Source organism: Paracraurococcus lichenis, from assembly GCF_030657435.1.
In the GTDB taxonomy this organism is placed as follows: domain Bacteria; phylum Pseudomonadota; class Alphaproteobacteria; order Acetobacterales; family Acetobacteraceae; genus Paracraurococcus; species Paracraurococcus lichenis.
Window position 1 is genome coordinate 1 of record NZ_JAUTWS010000544.1, and the last position, 347, is coordinate 347.

The following is a 347-nucleotide window of genomic DNA, read 5'->3' on the forward strand; positions in this document are numbered from 1 at the left end:
GCGGTGTCCTCGCCGTACCGCCGGCGCGGCCCCACTGCCCCGCAGCAGCCGCATCGCGTGCTTGCGGTGGTGCCCCGTCACCGCCACAAACTCGTCGAGGATCCGGCCGCGATCCAGCCGGCTCGACCGGGCGTACCGTTCCGCAACGGCAGCTACCAACTCGTTCCGCGTCGTCATGCTCACCCGCCTCATCCCAGCCCTCGCAGCTCAGCGCTGCTCGGGAGCGTCTCAGGTGAGGCAACGGACCCGGCTCAGGAGCAAATCAGGTGAGGCAATGCGTGTTGGTGCAGGGATCGTCGGATCGAACGGCGTCGGGTAGGCTCGGGTGGGGGCGAGCCCTCGTTCGA

Annotated in this window: 1 pseudogene; it reads right to left on the reverse strand. The window is 69.5% G+C overall.

The features are described 5' to 3' along the window. Positions 1-183: pseudogene (locus Q7A36_RS41175) on the reverse strand (ISNCY family transposase); the annotation flags it as partial. Positions 184-347 lie beyond the last annotated feature (164 nt).